14 protein-coding genes are annotated in these 20,649 nt (G+C 69.8%); 10 read left to right on the plus strand and 4 right to left on the minus strand.

All coding sequences use genetic code 11. The features are described 5' to 3' along the window. Window positions 1-74 precede the first annotated feature (74 nt). Window positions 75-2,705 (plus strand): SpoIIE family protein phosphatase, encoded by a 2,631-nt coding sequence (locus tag ABT112_RS02860; protein WP_351504808.1) that lies wholly within the window; start codon window positions 75-77, stop codon window positions 2,703-2,705. Window positions 2,706-2,796: 91 nt separating this feature from the next. Here the strand turns inward: ABT112_RS02860 and ABT112_RS02865 are convergent, their stop codons facing one another. The 4 genes from ABT112_RS02865 to ABT112_RS02880 form a co-directional block, all read right to left on the minus strand. Continuing rightward, window positions 2,797-3,564, minus strand: a complete 768-nt coding sequence (locus ABT112_RS02865) for a succinate dehydrogenase/fumarate reductase iron-sulfur subunit (protein ID WP_351504810.1) — start codon at window positions 3,562-3,564, stop codon at window positions 2,797-2,799. Beyond that, window positions 3,561-5,504 (minus strand): fumarate reductase/succinate dehydrogenase flavoprotein subunit, encoded by a 1,944-nt coding sequence (locus ABT112_RS02870; RefSeq protein ID WP_351504812.1) that lies wholly within the window; start codon window positions 5,502-5,504, stop codon window positions 3,561-3,563. Before ABT112_RS02870 ends, ABT112_RS02865 begins: the two co-directional genes overlap by 4 nt. A gap of 18 nt (window positions 5,505-5,522) precedes the next feature. Further along, on the minus strand, window positions 5,523-6,365 hold the full coding sequence (gene sdhC, locus ABT112_RS02875; RefSeq protein ID WP_351504814.1) for a succinate dehydrogenase subunit SdhC: 843 nt from the start codon (window positions 6,363-6,365) through the stop codon (window positions 5,523-5,525). A 152-nt stretch (window positions 6,366-6,517) separates the two neighbouring features. Then, window positions 6,518-6,814: an Rv0250c family protein gene (locus ABT112_RS02880; protein ID WP_351504815.1), complete on the minus strand. Its 297-nt coding sequence runs from the start codon at window positions 6,812-6,814 to the stop codon at window positions 6,518-6,520. A 314-nt stretch (window positions 6,815-7,128) separates the two neighbouring features. Between ABT112_RS02880 and ABT112_RS02885 the strand changes: the two genes are divergently transcribed. The 9 genes from ABT112_RS02885 (at window position 7,129) to ABT112_RS02925 (ending at window position 20,573) form a co-directional block, all read left to right on the plus strand. Further along, window positions 7,129-9,411 (plus strand): ABC transporter substrate-binding protein, encoded by a 2,283-nt coding sequence (locus ABT112_RS02885; RefSeq protein WP_351504817.1) that lies wholly within the window; start codon window positions 7,129-7,131, stop codon window positions 9,409-9,411. A gap of 259 nt (window positions 9,412-9,670) precedes the next feature. Then, window positions 9,671-10,351 (plus strand): hypothetical protein, encoded by a 681-nt coding sequence (locus ABT112_RS02890; RefSeq protein WP_351504819.1) that lies wholly within the window; start codon window positions 9,671-9,673, stop codon window positions 10,349-10,351. A 159-nt stretch (window positions 10,352-10,510) separates the two neighbouring features. After that, window positions 10,511-12,415, plus strand: a complete 1,905-nt coding sequence (gene typA / locus ABT112_RS02895; protein WP_351504821.1) for a translational GTPase TypA — start codon at window positions 10,511-10,513, stop codon at window positions 12,413-12,415. Between the two features lie 462 nt (window positions 12,416-12,877). After that, the gene (locus ABT112_RS02900) at window positions 12,878-14,521 is read left to right on the plus strand and encodes a peptide ABC transporter substrate-binding protein (RefSeq protein WP_351504822.1); all 1,644 of its coding nucleotides are present in this window, start codon (window positions 12,878-12,880) and stop codon (window positions 14,519-14,521) included. A gap of 130 nt (window positions 14,522-14,651) precedes the next feature. Beyond that, window positions 14,652-15,578 carry an ABC transporter permease gene (locus ABT112_RS02905; protein ID WP_351504879.1) on the plus strand — a complete coding sequence of 309 codons (927 nt, stop codon included), beginning with the start codon at window positions 14,652-14,654 and terminating at the stop codon, window positions 15,576-15,578. Then, a complete protein-coding gene (locus ABT112_RS02910; RefSeq protein WP_351504824.1) occupies window positions 15,571-16,524 on the plus strand; it encodes an ABC transporter permease in 954 nt (317 codons plus the stop codon). Before ABT112_RS02905 ends, ABT112_RS02910 begins: the two co-directional genes overlap by 8 nt. Before the next feature lie 11 nt (window positions 16,525-16,535). Continuing rightward, window positions 16,536-17,594: an ABC transporter ATP-binding protein gene (locus tag ABT112_RS02915; RefSeq protein ID WP_351504826.1), complete on the plus strand. Its 1,059-nt coding sequence runs from the start codon at window positions 16,536-16,538 to the stop codon at window positions 17,592-17,594. Continuing rightward, window positions 17,587-18,735 (plus strand): ABC transporter ATP-binding protein, encoded by a 1,149-nt coding sequence (locus ABT112_RS02920; protein WP_351504829.1) that lies wholly within the window; start codon window positions 17,587-17,589, stop codon window positions 18,733-18,735. Before ABT112_RS02915 ends, ABT112_RS02920 begins: the two co-directional genes overlap by 8 nt. 212 nt (window positions 18,736-18,947) lie before the next feature. Next, window positions 18,948-20,573 (plus strand): peptide ABC transporter substrate-binding protein, encoded by a 1,626-nt coding sequence (locus ABT112_RS02925; RefSeq protein WP_351504831.1) that lies wholly within the window; start codon window positions 18,948-18,950, stop codon window positions 20,571-20,573. The last annotated feature ends 76 nt before the right edge of the window (window positions 20,574-20,649 follow it).

Raw genomic sequence — 20,649 nt, forward strand, 5'->3', positions numbered from 1 at the left:
GTGTTCCGGACAGCCGGGGTGCTGGATACTGGCCCAGGCCGGTCCGGGCAAGGTGAGCTGGAGGGGACGGGCGCGTGAGCGACATACCAGCGGGGGCGGGGACGCCTGACGAGGCAGCGGCTGCCTCCACGTGGCAGAGCAATCCGCCCGGATCGATCTACGACTACATCCGGGTGGCCTCCTTCTCGCTCGGGCCCGACGGCCGCATCGAGCAGTGGAGCGACCGGGCGGCCGAGCTCCTGGGAATCCCCGCACACGCCGCCGTCGGCAAGGACCCCATCGACGCCTTCGTCCCCGGCGAGCTGCGCGACCTCGGACACCGCAAGATCGCGGAAATCATGGACGGCCGCGAATGGGTCGGGCTGGTCCCCTTCCGGGCCATCGAAGGCGCCGGACCGCACGGGCTCGCCGAGGTCTATGTGATGCCGGCCCGCGCGGAGGACGGCGGCCGCGGGGCGGTCTGCATCGTCGTGGACGTCCGCGCCCTGCGCAGCATCGAGACCGACCTCGCCGCCTCGCAGGCGGTTTTCGGTCAATCTCCGATGGGCTTCATCCTCTTCGGCGCGGACCTCCGGATCCTCCGGGCCAACGCCCGCTTCGCCTCCGTCTTCGGCGGCACCATCGACTCCCACCGCGGCCGCAGCCCGGCCGACTACCTGCCGCGCGGCGAGGCCGAGCGGCTGACCGGTGCCCTCCGCCAGGTCATGGAGAGCGGCAATCCGGTCACGGAGCTTCAGCTGATGGGGGCGGTCCCCGGCGACCAGGAGCGGCACCGGTGGTCCGTCAACCTCTTCCGGCTGCACAGCGCGAGCGGCCGTCCCATCGGGGTGGCCGGGCTCGCCACCGATGTCACCCGCCGCCGCAACGCCGAACGCGAGGCCGCCAGCGCCCGGCGCAACCTGGCGCTGCTGAACGCGGCCGGCGCCCGGATCGGCAACTCCCTCGACCTGGAGACCACCGCCCGCGAACTCCTCGACGTCGCCGTGCCGCAGTTCTGCGACCTGGCCTCCGTCGACCTCTACCAGGGCCTGCTGGTGGGGGACGAGGCGCCGCCGGGACTCGCCGACGGCAGCGCGGAACTGCGCCGGGTCGCCTTCGCCAGCGCGGTCTCCGACGCCCCCGTGGTCATCTCCGCCTGCACCGTCCCCGACGACGGGGAGCCGCGGCCCGTCGAGGTCGGAGCCGTCCACCGCTATCCCTTCAACTCGCCCTGCGCCAGCGCCCTGCGCACCGGCCAGGCCCGCGTCATCCCCGGCCAGGACAGCGACGACGGCCCGGAGCTCGGCGCCGTCGTGCAGTCCACCCTCGCGGTGCCGATGGTCGCCCACGACACCGTCGTCGGACTCGCCCAGTTCTCCCGCACCAAGGGCAGTGAGCCGTTCGGCGAGCGGGACACCGCGCTCGCCGTCGAACTCGCCTCCCGGGCCGCCGTCTGCATCGACAACGCCCGCCTCTACCGCCGGGAGCACGAACGCGCGCTGATCCTCCAGCGCAGCCTGCTGCCGCCCGGCGACCCGGAGGCGGCCGGGCTCGACATCGCCTGCCGCTATCTGCCGGGCACCACCGCCACCGAGGTCGGCGGCGACTGGTTCGACGTCATCGAACTGCCCGGCCACCGCACCGCCCTGGTCGTCGGCGACGTGATGGGCCGCGGGCTGCGGGCCGCCGTCGCCATGGGCGAACTGCGCACCGCCGTACGGACGCTGGCCCTGCTCGACCTGGAGCCCGCCGAGGTCCTCTCCGCCCTCGACGAGATCGCCCGCGGCCTCGGGGCCCCGGGCGGCTCCTACGGGGGCGCCGCCGCCTCGCGGGCCGCCTCCCGGAACGGCGGCTCCGGCGAGGCCGCCTCCGACCTCTCCGAGGTCTATCTGGCCACCTGTGTGTACGCGGTCTACGACCCGGTCACCCGGCGGTGCACCTTCGCCAACGCCGGCCATCTGCCGCCCGCGCTGGTCGAGCCGGGCGAGCCCGCCCTGATGCTGGAGGTGCCCACCGGCATGCCGCTCGGCGTGGGCGGCGAGCCCTTCGAGGAGGTCGAGGTCGAGCTCCCCGACGGGGCCGTGCTCGCGCTCTACACCGACGGCCTCGTGGAGTCCCGCGACCATCCGCTGGACGAGGGGCTGCAGGACTTCCGCACCGCCCTCACCAACCCGCCGCCGTCCTCGGCGGAGGGCGCCCCCGACCCCCTTGAGGACCTCTGCGACCACGTCCTGGGCACCCTGGACACCCACCACGGCGAGGACGACATCGCCCTGCTGATGGCCCGGGTGCAGGGCCTGCCCGCGGACTCCGTCGGCGACTGGAAGCTGGCGCCGGAGCCGCAGTCGGTCTCCCGGGCCCGCGAGCAGGCGCGCGAACAGCTCGTCGCCTGGGGCCTGGAGAGCCTGGTGGACACCACCGAACTGCTGGTCAGCGAGCTGGTCACCAACGCGCTGCGGTACGGCGAGGGCGAGATCCGGCTCCGGCTGCTGCTCGACCGGACCCTGGTCTGCGAGGTCTGGGACGGCGGTCTGGTCCAGCCGCGCCGCCGCCGGGCCCGCGACACGGACGAGGGCGGCCGCGGGCTCCAGCTCGTCGGACTGCTCAGCGCGGGCTGGGGCAGCCGCCGCACCCCGCACGGCAAGACGGTCTGGTTCGAACTCGCCCTCCCGGGCGGCGAGTCGGCGGCCGTGGACCCGGTGGAGGCCCTGCTCAGCCTGTACTGAGGCGCCGGACGTGCCGGAGGGGGAGGGCCGCCGGCCCTCCCCCTCCGCGCGTGCGCCCGGCCGCCGTCACGGGCCGCGGCCGGTCACCGGCTCAGCCGCGCCGCCGGATCTTGTCGCCCAGCCAGACCAGCGGGTCGTACTTGCGGTCCGCGGCCCGCTCCTTCAGCGGGATCAGCGCGTTGTCGGTGATCCTGATCCCCTCCGGGCAGACCTCCGTGCAGCACTTGGTGATGTTGCAGTAGCCCAGCCCGTGGTCGTCCTGCGCGGTCCGCTTGCGGTCCAGGCCGGACTCCTCGGCGGCGTCCAGCGGATGCATGTCCAGCTCCGCGACCCGCATGAGGAAACGCGGCCCGGCGAAGGCCGGCTTGTTCTCCTCGTGGTCGCGCACCACATGGCAGGTGTCCTGGCACAGGAAGCACTCGATGCACTTGCGGAACTCCTGCGAGCGCCCCACGTCCTCCTGCATCATCCGGTACTCGCCCGGGGCGACCCCCGGCGGCGGGACGAACGACGGCACCTCCCGCGCCTTGGTGTAGTTGAACGACACGTCCGTCACCAGGTCCCGAACGACCGGGAAGGCCCGCAGCGGGGTGACCGTGATGGTCTCCGACCGCTCGAAGACCGACATCCGCGTCATGCACAGCAGCCGCGGCCGCCCGTTGATCTCCGCACTGCACGAACCGCACTTGCCCGCCTTGCAGTTCCACCGCACGGCCAGATCGGGCGCCTGCGTGGCCTGGAGCCGGTGGATGATGTCGAGCACCACCTCGCCCTCGTGGACCTCCACCCGGAAGTCCTCCAGGCCGCCGCCGTCCGTGTCGCCCCGCCACACCTTGAAGCGGGCCTCGTAGCCACTCACTGGGTCAGCTCCTCGTCCGTCAGGTACTTCACCAGTTCTTCCTTCTCGAACAGCCCGAGCAGGTCGTCCCGGATGGGCTCGCTCTCCCGCCGCTCCAGCCGGATCTGGCCGCGCTCGGTGTCGGTCGCGGCCAGACCGCCCGTCGGGTCGGAGAGCCGGCAGACCAGGTTGATCCGCCGCCAGTCCCGGTCCATCCGCGGATGGTCGTCCCGGGTGTGGCCGCCGCGGCTCTCCGTGCGTTCCAGCCCGGCCCGCGCCACGCACTCGCTGACCAGCAGCATGTTCCGCAGATCGATCGCCAGGTGCCAGCCCGGGTTGAACTGCCGGTGCCCCTCGACGCCCGCGCGCCGCGCCCGCAGCCGCAGCGCGGCCAGCCGGTGCAGCGCCTCGGTCATCTCGCTCTCCCGCCGGATGATGCCGACGAGGTCGTTCATCGTCTGCTGGAGCTCCTGGTGGAGCGTGTACGGGTTCTCCGCGGGGCGGCTGTCCGGGTGCTCCGGATCGGGGCCCTCGGCACTGAACGGGCGCAGCGCCTCCGCCTCCGCCATGGCGATCTCCGTGTCCTCCGGCAGCGGACGGGGACCGGCCGGCGCGGCGGCATACTCCGCCGCGTGCAGCCCGGCCCGCCGTCCGAAGACCAGCAGGTCCGACAGGGAGTTGCCGCCCAGCCGGTTGGAGCCGTGCATACCGCCCGCGACCTCGCCCGCCGCGAAGAGCCCGGGCACCCCGGTGGCGGCCGTGGTGTCGGGGTCCACGTCCACCCCGCCCATCACGTAGTGGCAGGTCGGCCCGACCTCCATCGGCTCGGCGGTGATGTCGACGTCCGCCAGCTCCTTGAACTGGTGGTGCATGGACGGCAGCCGCCGTTTGATCGCCTCGGCGGGCATCCGGGTCGACACGTCCAGGAACACCCCGCCGTGCGGCGAGCCCCGGCCCGCCTTCACCTCGGAGTTGATGGCGCGGGCGACCTCGTCGCGGGGCAGCAGCTCGGGCGGGCGGCGGTTGTGGTCCGGGTCCTCGTACCAGCGGTCGCCCTCGTCCTCGGACTGCGCGTACTTCTCCTTGAAGACGTCCGGGATGTAGTCGAACATGAAGCGTTCGCCCTCGCTGTTGCGGAGCACGCCGCCGTCGCCGCGCACGGACTCGGTGACGAGGATGCCCTTCACCGACGGCGGCCAGACCATCCCCGTGGGGTGGAACTGCACGAACTCCATGTTGATCAGCGGGGCCCCGGCGAGCAGCGCGAGGGCGTGCCCGTCACCGGTGTACTCCCAGGAGTTGGAGGTCACCTTGAAGGACTTGCCGATGCCGCCGGTGGCGAGCACCACGGCCGGGGCCGAGATGACGAAGAACCGCCCGGACTCGCGCTCGTAGCCGAAGACGCCCGCGACCCTCCCGTCGGACTTCAGCACCCGGGTGACGGTGCACTCCTGGAAGATCTTCAGCCGCGCCTCGTGGTCGCCGTGCTCGCGCTCGTCCTCCTGCTGGAGCGAGACGATCTTCTGCTGGAGGGTGCGGATCAGCTCCAGACCGGTGCGGTCGCCGACGTGGGCGAGCCGCGGGTACTCGTGGCCGCCGAAGTTCCGCTGGGAGATCCGTCCGTCCTTGGTGCGGTCGAAGAGCGCCCCCCAGGTCTCCAGCTCCCACACCCGGTCGGGGGCCTCGCGGGCGTGCAGCTCCGCCATCCGCCACTGGTTGAGGAACTTGCCGCCGCGCATCGTGTCGCGGAAGTGGACCTGCCAGTTGTCGCCCGCGTTCACATTGCCCATGCTGGCGGCGATGCCGCCCTCGGCCATGACCGTATGGGCCTTGCCGAACAGCGACTTGCAGATCACCGCGGTCCGCATGCCCTGTTCCCGGGCCTCGATGGCGGCGCGCAGGCCGGCGCCTCCCGCACCGACCACGACCACGTCCCACGCCTGCCGGTCGACTTGGGTCATCGTTGTTCCATCTCCATCTCAGAAGAGCCGCGGGTCGTCGAAGGCGCCGGTGGCGAGCAGATAGACGTAGAAGTCGGCGAGCGCGACGCTGATCAGTGACGACCAGGCGAGAAGCATGTGCCGCTCGTTGAGCTTTCCCACCCAGCCCCACATCCGGTAGCGCACCGGGTGCTTGGAGAAGTGCCGCAGCCGGCCGCCGATGATGTGCCGGCAGGAGTGGCAGGACAGGGTGTACGCCCAGATCAGCACGATGTTGACGAGGAAGACCAGGGTGCCCAGGCCCATGTGGCCCCACTCGTACTCGCTGTTCCGGAAGCCGAGGGCGGTGTCGTACGTCAGGATCCCGGCCACCGGCAGCGCGGCGTAGAAGAAGTACCGGTGGAGGTTCTGCAGGATCAGCGGGAAGCGGGTCTCGCCGGTGTACGTCCGGTGCGGCTCGGCGACCGCGCACGCCGGGGGCGAGGCCCAGAAGCCCCGGTAGTAGGCCTTGCGGTAGTAGTAGCAGGTGAGCCGGAAGCCCAGCGGGAAGATGAGGATCAGCAGGGCGGGGGAGAGGCCCCACCAGCTACCGAAGATCTCCCAGTTGGGGCCGCCGCGCATGGTCTCGCAGTTCTCCGCGAGACAGGGCGAGTAGAACGGCGAGACGTACGGCGCCGCGTAGTAGTGGGAATTGGCGAAGGCCCGCCAGGTCGAGTAGACGATGAAGGCGAGCAGACCCGCGGCGGTGACGGCCGGCGCGAACCACCAGCGGTCGTTCCGCAGATGTCGCGCCGGAATGGCGGCACGCGGGGCGGAGAGCACTCCGCCCCGTGCGTCGCCGGGGTCGTCGGTGCCCGGTCGGGGTTGGGTGCCAGTGGCCAAGAGTGACTCCGTGCTGGAGTGGGATCGGCGGTGGATGCGGAGCGGAGGGGCCCGTCGTCGGCCGGTGCCGTGACCGGAACGGTGTGCCGGAGAACTCACGGTGCCGTGCCGGGCGCCGCGAGCCGGTGCACCTCTCCGGTGACAGGACCTGGCTAGGGCGCGCGCCGGTCGCGCGCGCCGAGACCCTCGTCCTCGGCGTCCGCCCACAGGGCGCTGTTGTAGGGGGCGTCGGGGATGGTGACGAGGTCGGTGCGGCGGGGCGTGGTCCCGGCCCGCTCGGGTGGGGCGGTCTCGCGCAGCAGGGCGAGGCTCTCGCGCAGATGGTCCGCGTCGGCGCGCACCCGGCGGATCTCCAGGCCGGTCCCGATCTGCTGCTCCAGTCGGCCCACGGTGCGGAACAGCTCCTCCACCGTGCGCTGTGCGGCGGTCAGATCGTCCTGAAGGGACATGAAACGCCCTCGCTTCCCATGGGCTCCTCCTGTCGAAGGGGGCAGGAGGGAGGCTGACAACGCTGATGCGCATGAGAGTGTCGCGCGTCACATATTGCCTTGGCTAGGGCGCCACCACGATTACCCATTTCGTGTCGCCCGGATACGCCCTGTCAGCGCGCCGGGGTGCCTCCGGGCTTGCTCCCTCCGGGTGGCAAAGCCCCTGTGCCCGCCGTGTCTGCGCCCCGGAACGGGGGGCGTCGCGTTCAGTGGTGCAGCAATAGATGCGATGAAAGACATAAACCGCCAAACGTGTGCAGCCCGGAGGTTCAGACATGTCGATCGACGGCATCCGAGTCGGGGCGGCCTCCCGTCAGCGCCGCTGCACCGCACTCCTCGCGGCGGGCGTGCTCCTCCCGCTGCCGGTCCTGGCCGGCTGCAGCTCCTCGTCGTCCGAGGAGGCCGCGCCGCGGCAGGCCGTCGTGCCGCAGGACGTCGCCTCCGCGGCCCGTGGACAGCTGCGCGGCGGAGGCACGGTGCGCTGGGCGATCGACGCCGTGCCGGTGACCCTCAACACCTTCCAGTCCGACGCCGACGCGGCCAGCGACCGCATCGCCGGGGCGGTCCTGCCCGCGCTGTTCACGCTCGACGAGCGCGGCAGGCCCAAGCGGAACCCCGACTACCTCGACTCCGCGGACGTGACCGAGCGCGAGCCCCAGCAGGTCGTGGTCTACAAGCTGAAGCGCGCGGCCAAGTGGAGCGACGGCCGGGCCCTCGGCGCGGAGGACTTCGCGGCCCAGTGGAAGGCGCTCAGCGGCCGGAACCGCGCCTACTGGACCGCGCGCAACGCCGGGTACGAGCGGATCCGGAAGATCGAGCAGGGGCACAGCCCGCAGGAGGTCCGGGTCACCTTCGCCAAGCCGTACACCGACTGGCGGTCGCTGTTCACCCCGCTCTACCCCAAGGCCGTCATGGGCACCCCCGGCGCCTTCAACGACGGCGCCCGCAAGACCCTCAAGGCCACGGCCGGGCCCTTCGCGCTGAAGGACGTGGACGGTACGAAGGGGCGGGGGAAGGTCACCCTGGTCCGGAACACGCGCTGGTGGGGCGAGCGGACGAAGCTGGACTCGGTGGTGTTCAAGGCCGTGGCGCGGGACCGGCGGGCGGCCGCCCTGAGCGCCGGTGAGCTGGACGTCGCCGACATCGACCGGTCGACGGTGGAGAAGATCCAGGCCGCGGCGCGGCCGAAGAGCGGGAACCGCAGCGAGAAGGGCGGCGACGCCCGGCAGGCGGCCCACCACGGCGAGTCGCTCGCCGGAGCGCTCCGCTCCGCCCACGCCGGTCCCACGGAGGCGCTCCGGGCCTGGGCCCGGGCCCACGGGACGCCGCGGGAGCGCGACGCCGAACGGGCGCGCCGTGCGGCGGCCGCCCGGGCGGGGAACCTGCGCGGCTACACCGTGCGCAAGTCCCTGGAGCCCGCCTACACCCAGCTCGCGCTGAACGGCGCCTCCGGGCCCCTCGCCGACGAGCGGGTGCGCCGGGCCGTCGCCCGGGCGATCAACCGGCAGGCCATCGCCGACGCCGTACTGAAGCCGCTCGCACTGCCCGCCCAGCCGCTCGGAAGCCATCTGCTGATGGCCGGGCAGCAGGGCTACCAGGACAACAGCGCCGCGCTCGGCAGCCAGGACACCGAGGCCGCCCAGGCGCTGCTCAGCTCCGCGGGCTGGCGGCGGGAAGGCGGCGCGGACCTGCCCAAGGCGGGCGGGAAGGCGGAGGACCGGCGCAACGGCGACGACACCGCCGAGGAGCGGGACGAGAAGAAGAAGCAGGCCCGGGAGGAGCACGGCGAGAAGAAGGACGAGAAGAAGGGCGAGAAGCGGGACGGGGAGAAGAAGGCCCCGGAGAAGCGGGACGAGGAGAAGCAGGCGAAGAAGGACCGGGAGAAGCGGGACGAGGAGAAGCGGGAGGGCGCGCGGAAGGACGACGGCGAGAAGCGGGACGGCGAGAAGCGGGACGGGGAGAAGAAGGGCTCGGCGAAGGAGGTCGGGCCGGGCGGCAGCAGGGCCGGATCGGCCGACGTCCACGCGGTCCGCAAGGACGGCAAGCCGCTGGTCCTCCGCTTCGTCCTGCCGACCGGAACCGGTGCCGAACCGCTGCGTACCGTCGGCGACCGGATCTCCGCGATGCTGGAGGGCATCGGCGTCAGGACCGAGATCGTCAAGGTCAAGGACGACAGCTACTTCAAGGACCACATCGCCGCCGGTGACTACGACCTCGCCCTGTGGTCCTGGCCCGCGAGCGCCTACCCGGCCACCGACGCCCGTCCGATCTTCGCCAAGCCGCAGCCCGCGGCGGACGGCTCGCTGATCGTCGAGCAGAACTACACCCGGGTCGGCACGGACCACATCGACCAGCTCTTCGACCAGGCGGTCTCCGAGCTGGACGGCGCGGCCTCGCGCAGCCTGGTGCGCCGGGCGGACGCCCGGATCTGGGCGGTGGCCGGTTCGCTCCCGCTCTACCAGCGGCCGCAGCTCGTCGCGGCGCGGTCGAACCTCGCGAACGTCGGGGCCTACGGCTTCGCCACCCCGCGCTACCAGGACATCGGCTTCCGGAAGTAGCGCTTCAGCAGGAACGGCCGCCGCAGGAACGGCCACACGGCAGAAGCAGCCACCGCAGGAAACAGCCACCGCAGGAGACGGCCTCCGCAGAAGCAGAAGACGCCTTCCGCGGAGAGCCGGACGGACCGGTGGCGGGCGGGTCGCCACCGGCCCGCCCGCCACCGGCCGGGAGGGCCCTCACCGGCCCGCCCCGGTGGCCCGTCCCCCGCGGACCGAGACCATGACCGTGAGCAGACCCGGGAACGGGGGAGTCGAGAGCATGCAGCGTGTGTGGATCGCAGCAGTGGTGGCCGTCCTGGTGACAGCGGGGACGGCCGGCTGCTCGGCGGAGAGCGACGACAAGCCGGCCAGGACCGAGGCCGCCGCGAAGCGGCCCGCCCCCGCGCCGCCCGCCCGCCGCGCGGTGGAGCAGGCGTGCGAGGACGGCACCTACCGCTGGTTCAACGCCGCCCAGCGCTCGGTCGTCACCGATCTCTCCCCGACCCGGCAGTACCGCAAGGGCCGGGAGATCGGCAGCGGGCGCAACGTGGAACTCGTGCGCTTCACGCCGACGGTGGCGGCCCGGGGCCCGGCGCTCCCCGCCGATCTGGTGATCCAGGCCCTCGCCCAGCGGCTGAAGGCCGACGGCCTGGCGGGCGACGGCATGGAGGGCTCCCCGGCCACCTCGCGGGACGACGGCAGCTCCGCCGGCACCTGGTCCGCGAGCCGGTCCGGCCGGTACCTCACGGCCCGCTCGGTCCGGCTGGTCGAAGCCGACTTCACCTACACCTGCCGCGGCGCGGGCCGGAGCGGCACCACCTCCGGCCATGTGCTGACCTGGCGGTCCGGGGCCGATCTGGATGTGGTGAGCTGCGGCGCCAAGCCGGAGAAGAAGCGGCCGGCGTGGCTGCGCGAGGCGGCCCGGCTCGGCTGCCGCACGGGCGATCCGGCGCGCTCCTGACCGGCGCGGGAACGGGCGGTACGGGCGATAGGCATCGCCGGGGAGTCCGGAGTTTGCCGGTCCACGTACCATGGGAGGCAGCCGAGGCGGGCCAGCCCGGCGGGGCGTACGAGGAATGAGACGCCGCATCCCACGATCCGAGAGAAGCGCTAGTCACCCATGCCCACGCGCCACGACATTCGTAACGTCGCCATCGTCGCCCACGTCGACCACGGCAAGACGACCCTCGTCGACGCCATGCTGAAGCAGGCCGGTGCCTTCGCCGCGCACGCCGCTGAGAACCTCGACGAGCGCATGATGGACTCGAACGACCTCGAGCGCGAGAAGGGCATCACCATTCTCGCGAAGAACACCGCGGTCAAGTACCACCCGAAGGACGGTGGCGACCCGGTCACCATCAACATCATCGACACCCCCGGCCACGCCGACTTCGGCGGTGAGGTCGAGCGCGGTCTGTCGATGGTCGACGCGGTCGTCCTGCTGGTCGACGCCTCCGAGGGCCCGCTCCCGCAGACCCGCTTCGTGCTCCGCAAGGCCCTCGCGGCCCGGATGCCGGTCATCCTGTGCATCAACAAGACCGACCGCCCGGACTCCCGGATCGACGAGGTCGTCAACGAGACCTACGACCTGTTCCTGGACCTGGACGCGGATGAGGACCAGATCGAGTTCCCGATCGTCTACGCCTGCGCCCGTGACGGCGTCGCTTCGCTGACCAAGCCGGAGGACGGCACCGTCCCCGCCGACAGCGAGAACCTCCAGCCGTTCTTCACCACGCTGCTGGAGACGGTTCCGGCCCCGCAGTTCGACGAGACCGCCCCGCTCCAGGCGCACGTCACCAACCTCGACGCCGACAACTTCCTCGGCCGTATCGCGCTGCTCCGGGTCGAGCAGGGCGAGCTGAAGAAGGGGCAGACCGTCGCCTGGATCAAGCGCGACGGCTCGATCTCCAACGTCCGCATCACCGAGCTGATGATGACCGAGGCGCTCACCCGCAAGCCCGCCGAGAAGGCCGGGCCGGGCGACATCTGCGCCGTCGCCGGTATCCCGGACATCATGATCGGCGAGACGCTGGCCGACCCGGAGAACCCGGTGGCGCTGCCGCTGATCACGGTCGACGAGCCCGCGATCTCGATGACCATCGGCACCAACACCTCGCCGCTGGTCGGCAAGGGCGGCACCGGCAAGGGCGCGGACGCCAAGAACGCGGTCAAGGACCGCAAGGTCACCGCCCGCCAGGTCAAGGACCGCCTGGAGCGCGAGCTGATCGGTAACGTCTCGCTGCGCGTGCTGGAGACCGAGCGTCCCGACGCCTGGGAGGTGCAGGGCCGCGGCGAGCTGGCGCTGGCCATCCTGGTCGAGCAGATGCGCCGCGAGGGCTTCGAGATGACCATCGGCAAGCCGCAGGTGGTCACCAAGGAGGTCGAAGGCAAGACCTACGAGCCCGTCGAGCGCATGACCATCGACGTGCCCGAGGAGCACATGGGCGCCGTCACCCAGCTGATGGGTGTCCGCAAGGGCCGCATGGACAACATGTCCAACCATGGCTCCGGCTGGGTCCGCATGGAGTTCGTCGTCCCCTCCCGCGGTCTGATCGGCTTCCGTACCGAGTTCCTGACCAACACCCGCGGCACCGGTATCGCGCACTCCATCCACGAGGGCCACGAGCCGTGGTTCGGCCAGCTCTCCACCCGTAACAACGGCTCCCTGGTCGCCGACCGTTCCGGTGCGGTCACCGCCTTCGCGATGACCAACCTCCAGGAGCGCGGTGTGCTCTTCACCGACCCGGGCACCGAGGTGTACGAGGGCATGATCGTCGGTGAGAACTCCCGCTCCGACGACATGGACGTCAACATCACCAAGGAGAAGAAGCTCACCAACATGCGCTCCTCCTCGGCCGACTCCTTCGAGGCGATCGTGCCGCCGCGCAAGCTGTCGCTGGAGCAGTCCCTGGAGTTCTGCCGCGACGACGAGTGCGTCGAGGTGACCCCGGAGGCCGTGCGCATCCGCAAGGTCGTCCTGGACCAGAAGGAGCGCGGCCGCACGGCGTCGCGCGCCAAGCGGTGACACGCCGCCTCGTGCGGTGACTCTCCCGCATGAGCCGATGAGCTGACAGCTCTTCAGCCGCACGGATACGCTCGGCCCGGCACCCCTTTCGACGAGGGTGCCGGGCCGTCGTGCGTGCCCCCGCGTGTCAACGGGATTTCTCCCGCACCGCGTTCGGATATCGGGCACCGATCACCGGAAGAAGCGTTAACAGTCCGTTTCATGCCTGTCTGTATGGGCTCCCTTTGTCCGGATTTCGGGCATCTCGATGAACTTGATGTGACCAAAACGAGATCCCTTACGTGTGGTTTACGGCGCGAACCTACTCGATAGTTGGGTCCATTGAGCTCGGGTCAATGGGTCAAGCGCTGTGGGGAGCGCCGACTCACGAGCACGGGGTGCCGACTGCAGCTGTCAGGGGTGTCAGCGCGCGGCCGGCGTCCTTCCATGTAATGGACAGTGGACTCCTGAGGAGGCATACCCATGCGCGGTGCCAAGAGCGCCAAGTGGGTCGCGGGCGCGATCGTCGTGGCGATGGCCGCGACCGCCTGCGGTGGCGGCAACGACTCCGGTGCCGGCGGCGGCATCAACGACGGCAAGCCGGACCCCAAGGGGATCCTGGTCGCCCAGCTGAGTGAGCCGCAGCACCCGCTCCAGCCGGCGAACGCCAAGGAGAGCCAGGGAAGTCGCGTGCTGCGCACCATCTTCTCCGGCCTCGTGGACTACCAGCCCGGCACCGGCAAGCTCGAGTACATCAACGCCGAGTCGGTCACGCCGAACAAGGACTCCTCCGTCTGGACCGTCAAGCTCAAGCCGGGCTGGAAGTTCCACAACGGCGAGCCGGTCACCGCCAAGTCCTACGTGGACTCCTGGAACTGGTCGGCCAACGTCGAGAACGGCCAGACCAACTCCAGCTGGTTCCAGGACATCAAGGGCTACGAGGACGTGCACCCCGAGAAGGGGAAGCCGACCTCGGAGAAGATGTCCGGCCTGAAGGTCGTGAACGACAACGAGTTCACGATCAGCCTCAAGGACTCGATCTCGTACTTCGCCTACAAGCTGGGCTACGACGTGTGGGCGCCGCTCCCCAGCGGCTTCTTCAAGGACCCCAAGGGCTACGGCGAGAAGCCGGTCGGCAACGGCCCCTACAAGTTCGTCTCCTGGGACCACAAGAAGCTGATCAAGGTCCGGAAGTACGACGACTACAAGGGGTCGAACAAGGCCAAGAACGGCGGCATCGACTTCAAGAACTACACGACCGCCGAGGCCGCCTACTCGGACCTGCGCTCCGACCAGCTGGACTGGATCGAGCAGATCCCGACGACCTCCCTCGCCAACTACAAGCAGGACCTGGGCGAGCGGGCGATCAACACCGACCAGTCGTCGATCCAGACCCTCGCCTTCGCCTTCTACACCAAGCAGTGGAAGGACATCGACCCGAAGGTCAAGCAGGGCCTGTCGATGGCGATCGACCGTGACACCATCACCAAGAAGACGCTGAACGGCAGCCGCGTCCCGGCGACCAGCTTCGTCGCCAAGGACGTCCTCGGCTACCAGGACGGCGCCTGCGGCGAGGCGTGCACGTTCGACCCGAAGAAGGCCAAGGCCCTCATCAAGGAGGGTGGCGGCGTCCCGACCAACAAGATCTCGATCCAGTTCAACGCGGACCAGCCGCACAAGATCTGGGTCGACGCGGTCTGCAACAGCATCCGCAACGCCACCGGCGTCGAGTGCGTCGGCGACTCCAAGCCGGACTTCCAGTCCGACCTGAACGCTCGCGACAACAAGCAGGTCAAGTCGCTGTACCGGTCGGGCTGGACGCTGGACTACCCGGTCAACTCCAACTTCATGCGTGACCTGTACGGCACCACCGCCGCGGGCAACACCGGCGACTACTCGAACAAGAAGTTCGACAAGCTGTCGTCCGAGGCGGACAAGGCCGCGACCCTCGACGAGACGGTCAAGAAGTACCAGGAGGCAGAGAAGCTGCTCGCAGCTGACCTGCCGGCGATCCCGCTCTGGTACTACAAGGTCGACTCCGGTCAGTCCAAGAACGTGTTCGGGAAGATTCCGTTCGCCCAGGACGGCGACCCCATCTTCACCGACGTCCAGGTGAAGCAGAAGTAGAGAACCGGGAACGCCGGCCGGTGCCGCCGCTCGTACGAAGCGGCGGCACCGGCCTGCAGGCGTAGGCCCCGCACCCCCACCGCAGGGCGATGCTGAGGTCTGCCGCCACCCCTCACGGCTTGGAGGCATGATGGGGCGCTACGTCGCGCGGCGACTGCTCCAGATGATCCCGGTGTTCATCGGGACGACTCTGTTGATTTTCCTGATGGTGCACTCACTCCCCGGCGACCCCGTCCGGGCGATGTGGGGCGACAAGGCGGCGGACCCCGCCCAGGTCGCGCAACTGCGCCATCAATTCGGTCTGGATCTGCCGCTGTGGCAGCAGTATCTGAACTACATGGCCGACCTTTTCAAGGGTGACTTCGGCACCACGTTCGGCGGCCGGCCGGTCCTGGACGAGATGTCGATGGCCTTCCCGGTCACGGTCCGGCTGACCCTGGTGGCCCTCACCATCGAGATCGTGCTGGGCATCGCTCTCGGGGTCTGGGCCGGGCTGAAGGCGGGCCGGGCGGTGGACACCGGGGTGCTCGCGTTCACCCTGGTCGTCATCTCGATCCCGGTCTTCGTTCTGGGCTATCTGGCTCAGACGCTGTTCGCCGACACCCTCGGCTGGGTCACGCCCAGCGTCCAGGACTCCATGGACATCGGACAGTTGATGCTGCCCGGCTTCGTCCTGGCGATGCTCTCGCTGGCGTATGTCGCGCGGCTCACCCGGACCACCGTCGCCGAGAACCGCCGGGCGGACTACATGCGCACCGCGATGGCCAAGGGCCTGCCCCGGGGCCGCATCGTCGGTGTCCATCTGCTGCGCAACTCGCTGATCCCCGTCATCACCTTCCTCGGGTCCGACATCGGTGCCCTGATGGGCGGCGCGGTGGTCACCGAGGGAATCTTCAACGTCCAGGGTGTCGGGAACGTGCTCTTCCACGCGCTCGGTCAGCGCGAGGGCTCGACGATCGTCGGTATCGTCACGGTCTTCGTCCTCATCTTCCTGGTGCTCAACCTGATCGTCGACCTGCTCTACGCGGTCCTGGACCCGAGGATCCGGTATGCCTGACGTGACCAAGACGAAGACGGAGCAGGTCGTCGACGCCGTCGCGGCACCTGCTGCCGACCCGGCGGCGAGCGTCGCCACCGAGAAGGCGCGCAGCCTGTGGGGCGATGCCTGGCACGATCTGCGCCGCCGCCCGGTCTTCGTGATCTCGGTGCTGCTGCTGCTCGTGCTGTTCACCATGGCCGCGTTCCCGACGCTCTTCACCAGCGCCAACCCGCGGGCCGGACAGCTCACCGACCACTTCCTGACCAAGCCCCAGCTGACGCACTTCTTCCAGCCCGACTGGTTCGGCTATGACAACCAGGGCAACAGTGTCTACGCGCGTACCGTCTACGGAACCCGCGCCTCCATCCTGGTCGGTGTCGGCGTCACCTTCGTGGTGACGCTGGTCGGCGGTGTCCTCGGCATGCTCGCCGGCTACTTCGGCGGCTGGCTGGACGGGATCATCTCCCGGCTCACCGATGTCTTCTTCGGCCTGCCCTTCCTGCTCGGCGCCATGGTCGTGCTCAACGCGTTCACCAAGCGCGATGTCCTGGTGGTCATCGGCGCGCTGGCCTTCCTGGGCTGGACGCAGATCACCCGGGTGATGCGCAGTGCGGTGATCACCAACAAGCACGCGGACTACGTCATGGCGGCCCGGGCCCTCGGCGCGAGCACCACCCGGATCATGTTCCGGCACGTGCTGCCGAACTCGGTCGCTCCGGCCATCGTCGTCGCCACCATCTCGCTCGGCGGCTTCATCTCGGCCGAGGCCACCCTCTCGTACCTGGGCATGGGACTCGCCGACCCGGCGATCTCCTGGGGCACCGATGTCTCCATGGCCAAGGACGTCCTGCGCGACAACCCGCACGTCATGCTCTTCCCCGCACTCGCGGTCAGCATCACCGTGTACGCGTTCATCATGCTCGGCGACGCGGTGCGCGACGCCCTCGACCCCAAGCTGCGCTGAGGAGGGCGTACGTGACCATCATCGAAGAATCAGCTGATGTCCCGGCGCCCCGTGCCGGTGGCGACGAGAGCACCCCGCTGCTCGAAGTCCGTGACCTGCACGTGGAGTTCCATACCCGGGACGGCATCGCCAAGGCGGTGAACGGGGTCAACTACAGCGTGGCCCCCGGCGAGACGCTGGCGGTGCTCGGCGAGTCCGGCTCCGGCAAGTCCGTCACCGCGCAGGCCGTCATGGGCATCCTCGACATGCCCCCCGGCCGGATCCCGCAGGGCGAAATCCTGTTCCGCGGCCGGGACATGCTCACCATGAGCAACGAGGAACGGCGGAAGATCCGCGGCGCCAAGATGGCGATGATCTTCCAGGACGCGCTCTCCTCGCTGAACCCGGTGCTCTCCGTCGGCTACCAGCTCGGTGAGATGTTCCGGGTCCACCAGGGTCTCTCCCGCAAGGAGGCCAAGGCCAAGGCGATCGAGCTGATGGACCGGGTGCGGATCCCGGCGGCGAAGCAGCGGGTGGGCGACTATCCGCATCAGTTCTCCGGCGGTATGCGGCAGCGGATCATGATCGCGATGGCGCTGGCGCTGGAGCCGGATCTGATCATTGCGGACGAGCCGACGACGGCGCTGGACGTGACGGTCCAGGCGCAGGTGATGGACCTGCTGGCGGAGCTTCAACGCGAGTTCAACATGGGTCTGATCCTGATCACCCATGACCTCGGTGTCGTCGCCGACGTCGCGGACAAGATCGCGGTGATGTACGCGGGGCGGATCGTGGAGACGGCTCCGGTGCACGAGCTGTACAAGCGTCCGGCGCATCCGTACACCCGGGGTCTGCTGGACTCGATCCCGAGGCTGGACCAGAAGGGGCAGGACCTCTACGCGATCAAGGGCCTGCCGCCCAACCTGCTGAAGATCCCGTCCGGCTGCGCCTTCAACCCGCGCTGCCCGAAGGCCGAGGACAGCTGCCGCACGGAGGTGCCGGTGCTGCACCAGGTCACCGAGCGGGACGGCGGCGAGCTGGCCGGCCGCGGCAGCGCTTGCCACTTCTGGAAGGAGACGATCCATGGCTGAGATCAAGAAGACCGACGAGGCCGTGGACGCGACCCCGAACGTCACCGAGGTGGTGACGAGCGACGCCTCCACCACCACCGAGGTGGAGGCGGCCATCGCGGCTCCGGTGGAGCGGGGCGAGCCGATCCTCCAGGTGCGCAACCTGGTCAAGCACTTCCCGCTGACCCAGGGCATCCTCTTCAAGCGGCAGGTCGGCGCGGTCAAGGCCGTGGACGGGGTCTCCTTCGACCTCTACCAGGGCGAGACGCTGGGCATCGTCGGCGAGTCCGGCTGCGGCAAGTCCACCGTCGCCAAGCTGCTGATGACCCTGGAGACCGCCACCTCCGGCGAGGTCTTCTACAAGGGCCAGGACATCACCAAGCTGTCGGGGCGGGCGCTGAAGGCGGTGCGGCGGAACATCCAGATGGTGTTCCAGGACCCGTACACCTCGCTCAACCCGCGGATGACCGTCGGCGACATCATCGGCGAGCCCTTCGAAATCCACCCGGAGGTGGCCCCGAAGGGTGACCGGCGGCGCAAGGTGCAGGAGCTGCTGGACGTCGTCGGGCTGAACCCGGAGTACATCAACCGGTACCCGCACCAGTTCTCCGGCGGTCAGCGGCAGCGCATCGGCATCGCCCGGGGCCTGGCGCTCAACCCGGAGATCATCATCTGCGACGAACCGGTCTCGGCGCTCGACGTCTCCGTCCAGGCGCAGGTCATCAACCTGATGGACCGGCTCCAGGAGGAGTTCAACCTCTCCTACCTGTTCATCGCGCACGACCTGTCGATCGTCCGGCACATCTCCGACCGCGTCGGTGTGATGTACCTGGGCCGGATGGCGGAGATCGGCACCGACACCGAGATCTACGACCACCCGACCCACCCGTACACCCAGGCGCTGCTCTCCGCCGTGCCCGTCCCCGACCCGGAGGCGCGGGAGGGCCGGGAGCGGATCATCCTGGCCGGCGACGTGCCGTCCCCGGCCAACCCGCCGTCCGGCTGCCGCTTCCGCACCCGCTGCTGGAAGGCCGAGGAGAAGTGCTCCACGGAGGTGCCGCTGCTCGCGATCCCGGAGCGGTTCGCGGACAGCGACACCCCGGCCGCCCATGAGTCGGCGTGCCACTTCGCGGAGGAGAAGGACGTGGTGCACGCGGCCTGACGCCGCCCCGCTCCGCATCGTGCGCCCCACGGGACTGCCCGTGGGGCGCACGTCTGTTCCCCGCCGGATTCCCCGCCGGGCCCCGCCCGCTGACGGGCATTCGGGGGGATCTGGCGCATGATCCGCGTGTAGGGAGTTAGCATAAGTGCACTTTGGGGCAATTTGGGGTGTTATTTGGTCTACCTGAGACCTGGCACTCCAAGGAGGCACCCATGCGCGGAGCCATGTACGCCAAGTGGGCCGCAGGCGCCGTGACCGTCGCCCTCGCCGCGACGGCGTGCGGCGGCGGCGGTGGGGGCAGCGGCACCGACGGTTCCGGAATCGTCAGCTCCTCCTGGGGCGACCCGCAGAACCCGCTCGAGCCGGCCAACACCAACGAGGTCCAGGGCGGCAAGGTCATGGACATGATCTTCCGGGGGCTGAAGAAGTACGACCCCCGGACCGGGGCCGCCCAGAACATGGTGGCCGAGAAGATCGAGACCACCGACTCGCAGAACTTCACCATCACCCTCAACGCCGGCTGGACCTTCAGCAACGGGGAGAAGGTGACCTCCCACTCCTTCGTGGACGCCTGGAACTACGGGGCCCTCATCACGAACAAGCAGAAGAACGCCCCCTTCTTCGGCACCATCGAGGGCTACGACCAGGTCCACCCGGAGTCCGGCGGCCCCACCGCCAAGACCCTCTCCGGCCTGAAGGTGAAGGACGACCGGACGTTCACGGTGAAGCTGAGCCAGAAGTTCTCCACCTGGCCCGACACCCTCGGATACGCGGCGTTCTCCCCGCTGCCGAAGACCTTCTTCAGCGACCACTCCGCCTGGCTCAGCCAGCCCGTGGGCAACGGCCCGTACACCATCGACTCGTACACCAAGGGCTCGCAGATGCAGCTGCGCACCTGGAACGAGTACCCCGGCAAGGACAAGGCGCGCAACGGCGGTGTGGACCTCAAGGTCTACACCGACAACAACACCGCCTACACCGATCTGCTGGCCGGCAACCTCGACCTGGCCGACGACATCCCCGCATCGCAGCTCAAGAACGCCCCCAGCGACCTCGGCAGCCGCTACATCAACCAGCCCGCGGGCATCATCCAGACCCTCACCTTCCCCTACTACGACAAGGACTGGGGACCGGGGAAGGAGAAGCTCCGGCTCGGCATCTCCCGGGCCATCAACCGCCCGCAGATCACCGAGCAGATCTTCCAGAAGACCCGCACCCCCGCCACCGACTGGACCTCACCGGTCCTCGGGGAGGACGGCGGCTACCGGGCCGGGCTCTGCGGCGACGCCTGCTCTTACGACCCCGCCGCGGCCAAGAAGCTCATCCAGGAGGGCGGCGGCCTCCCCGGTGGCCGGATGACCATCACCACCAACGTCGACACCGGCTCCCACCGGCTGTGGACGGACGCCGTCTGCAACAGCATCAACAACGTGCTCGGCGACGACCAGGCCTGCACGGTCAAGCCGGTCGGCACCTTCGCCGACTACCGCAACCAGATCACCAGCGGCAAGATGACCGGCCCGTTCCGGGCCGGCTGGCAGATGGACTACCCGCTGATCCAGAACTTCCTCCAGCCGCTCTACTACACCGGCGCCTCCTCCAACGACGGCAAGTTCACCGACAAGGACTTCGACAGCCTCGTCGACCGGGCGAACGGCGAGAGCGACACCGCGCAGGCCGTCGGCACCTTCCAGGACGCCGAGAAGATCCTCGCCCAGCAGATGCCGGCCATCCCGCTCTGGTACCAGAACGGCAACGGCGGCTACTCGGAGCGGATCAGCAACGTGACGCTCAACCCGTTCAGCGTCCCCGTCTACAACGAGATCCAGGTCAAGTGAGGCCCGGCCGCCACCGGGACCGGTGCCCTCGCCGGCACCGGTCCCGCGGACCCGCCTCCGCCGGCCCACCACGCGC

The sequence above is a fragment of the Streptomyces sp. NPDC002055 genome (genome assembly GCF_040296705.1).
Classification (GTDB): Bacteria; Actinomycetota; Actinomycetes; order Streptomycetales; family Streptomycetaceae; genus Streptomyces.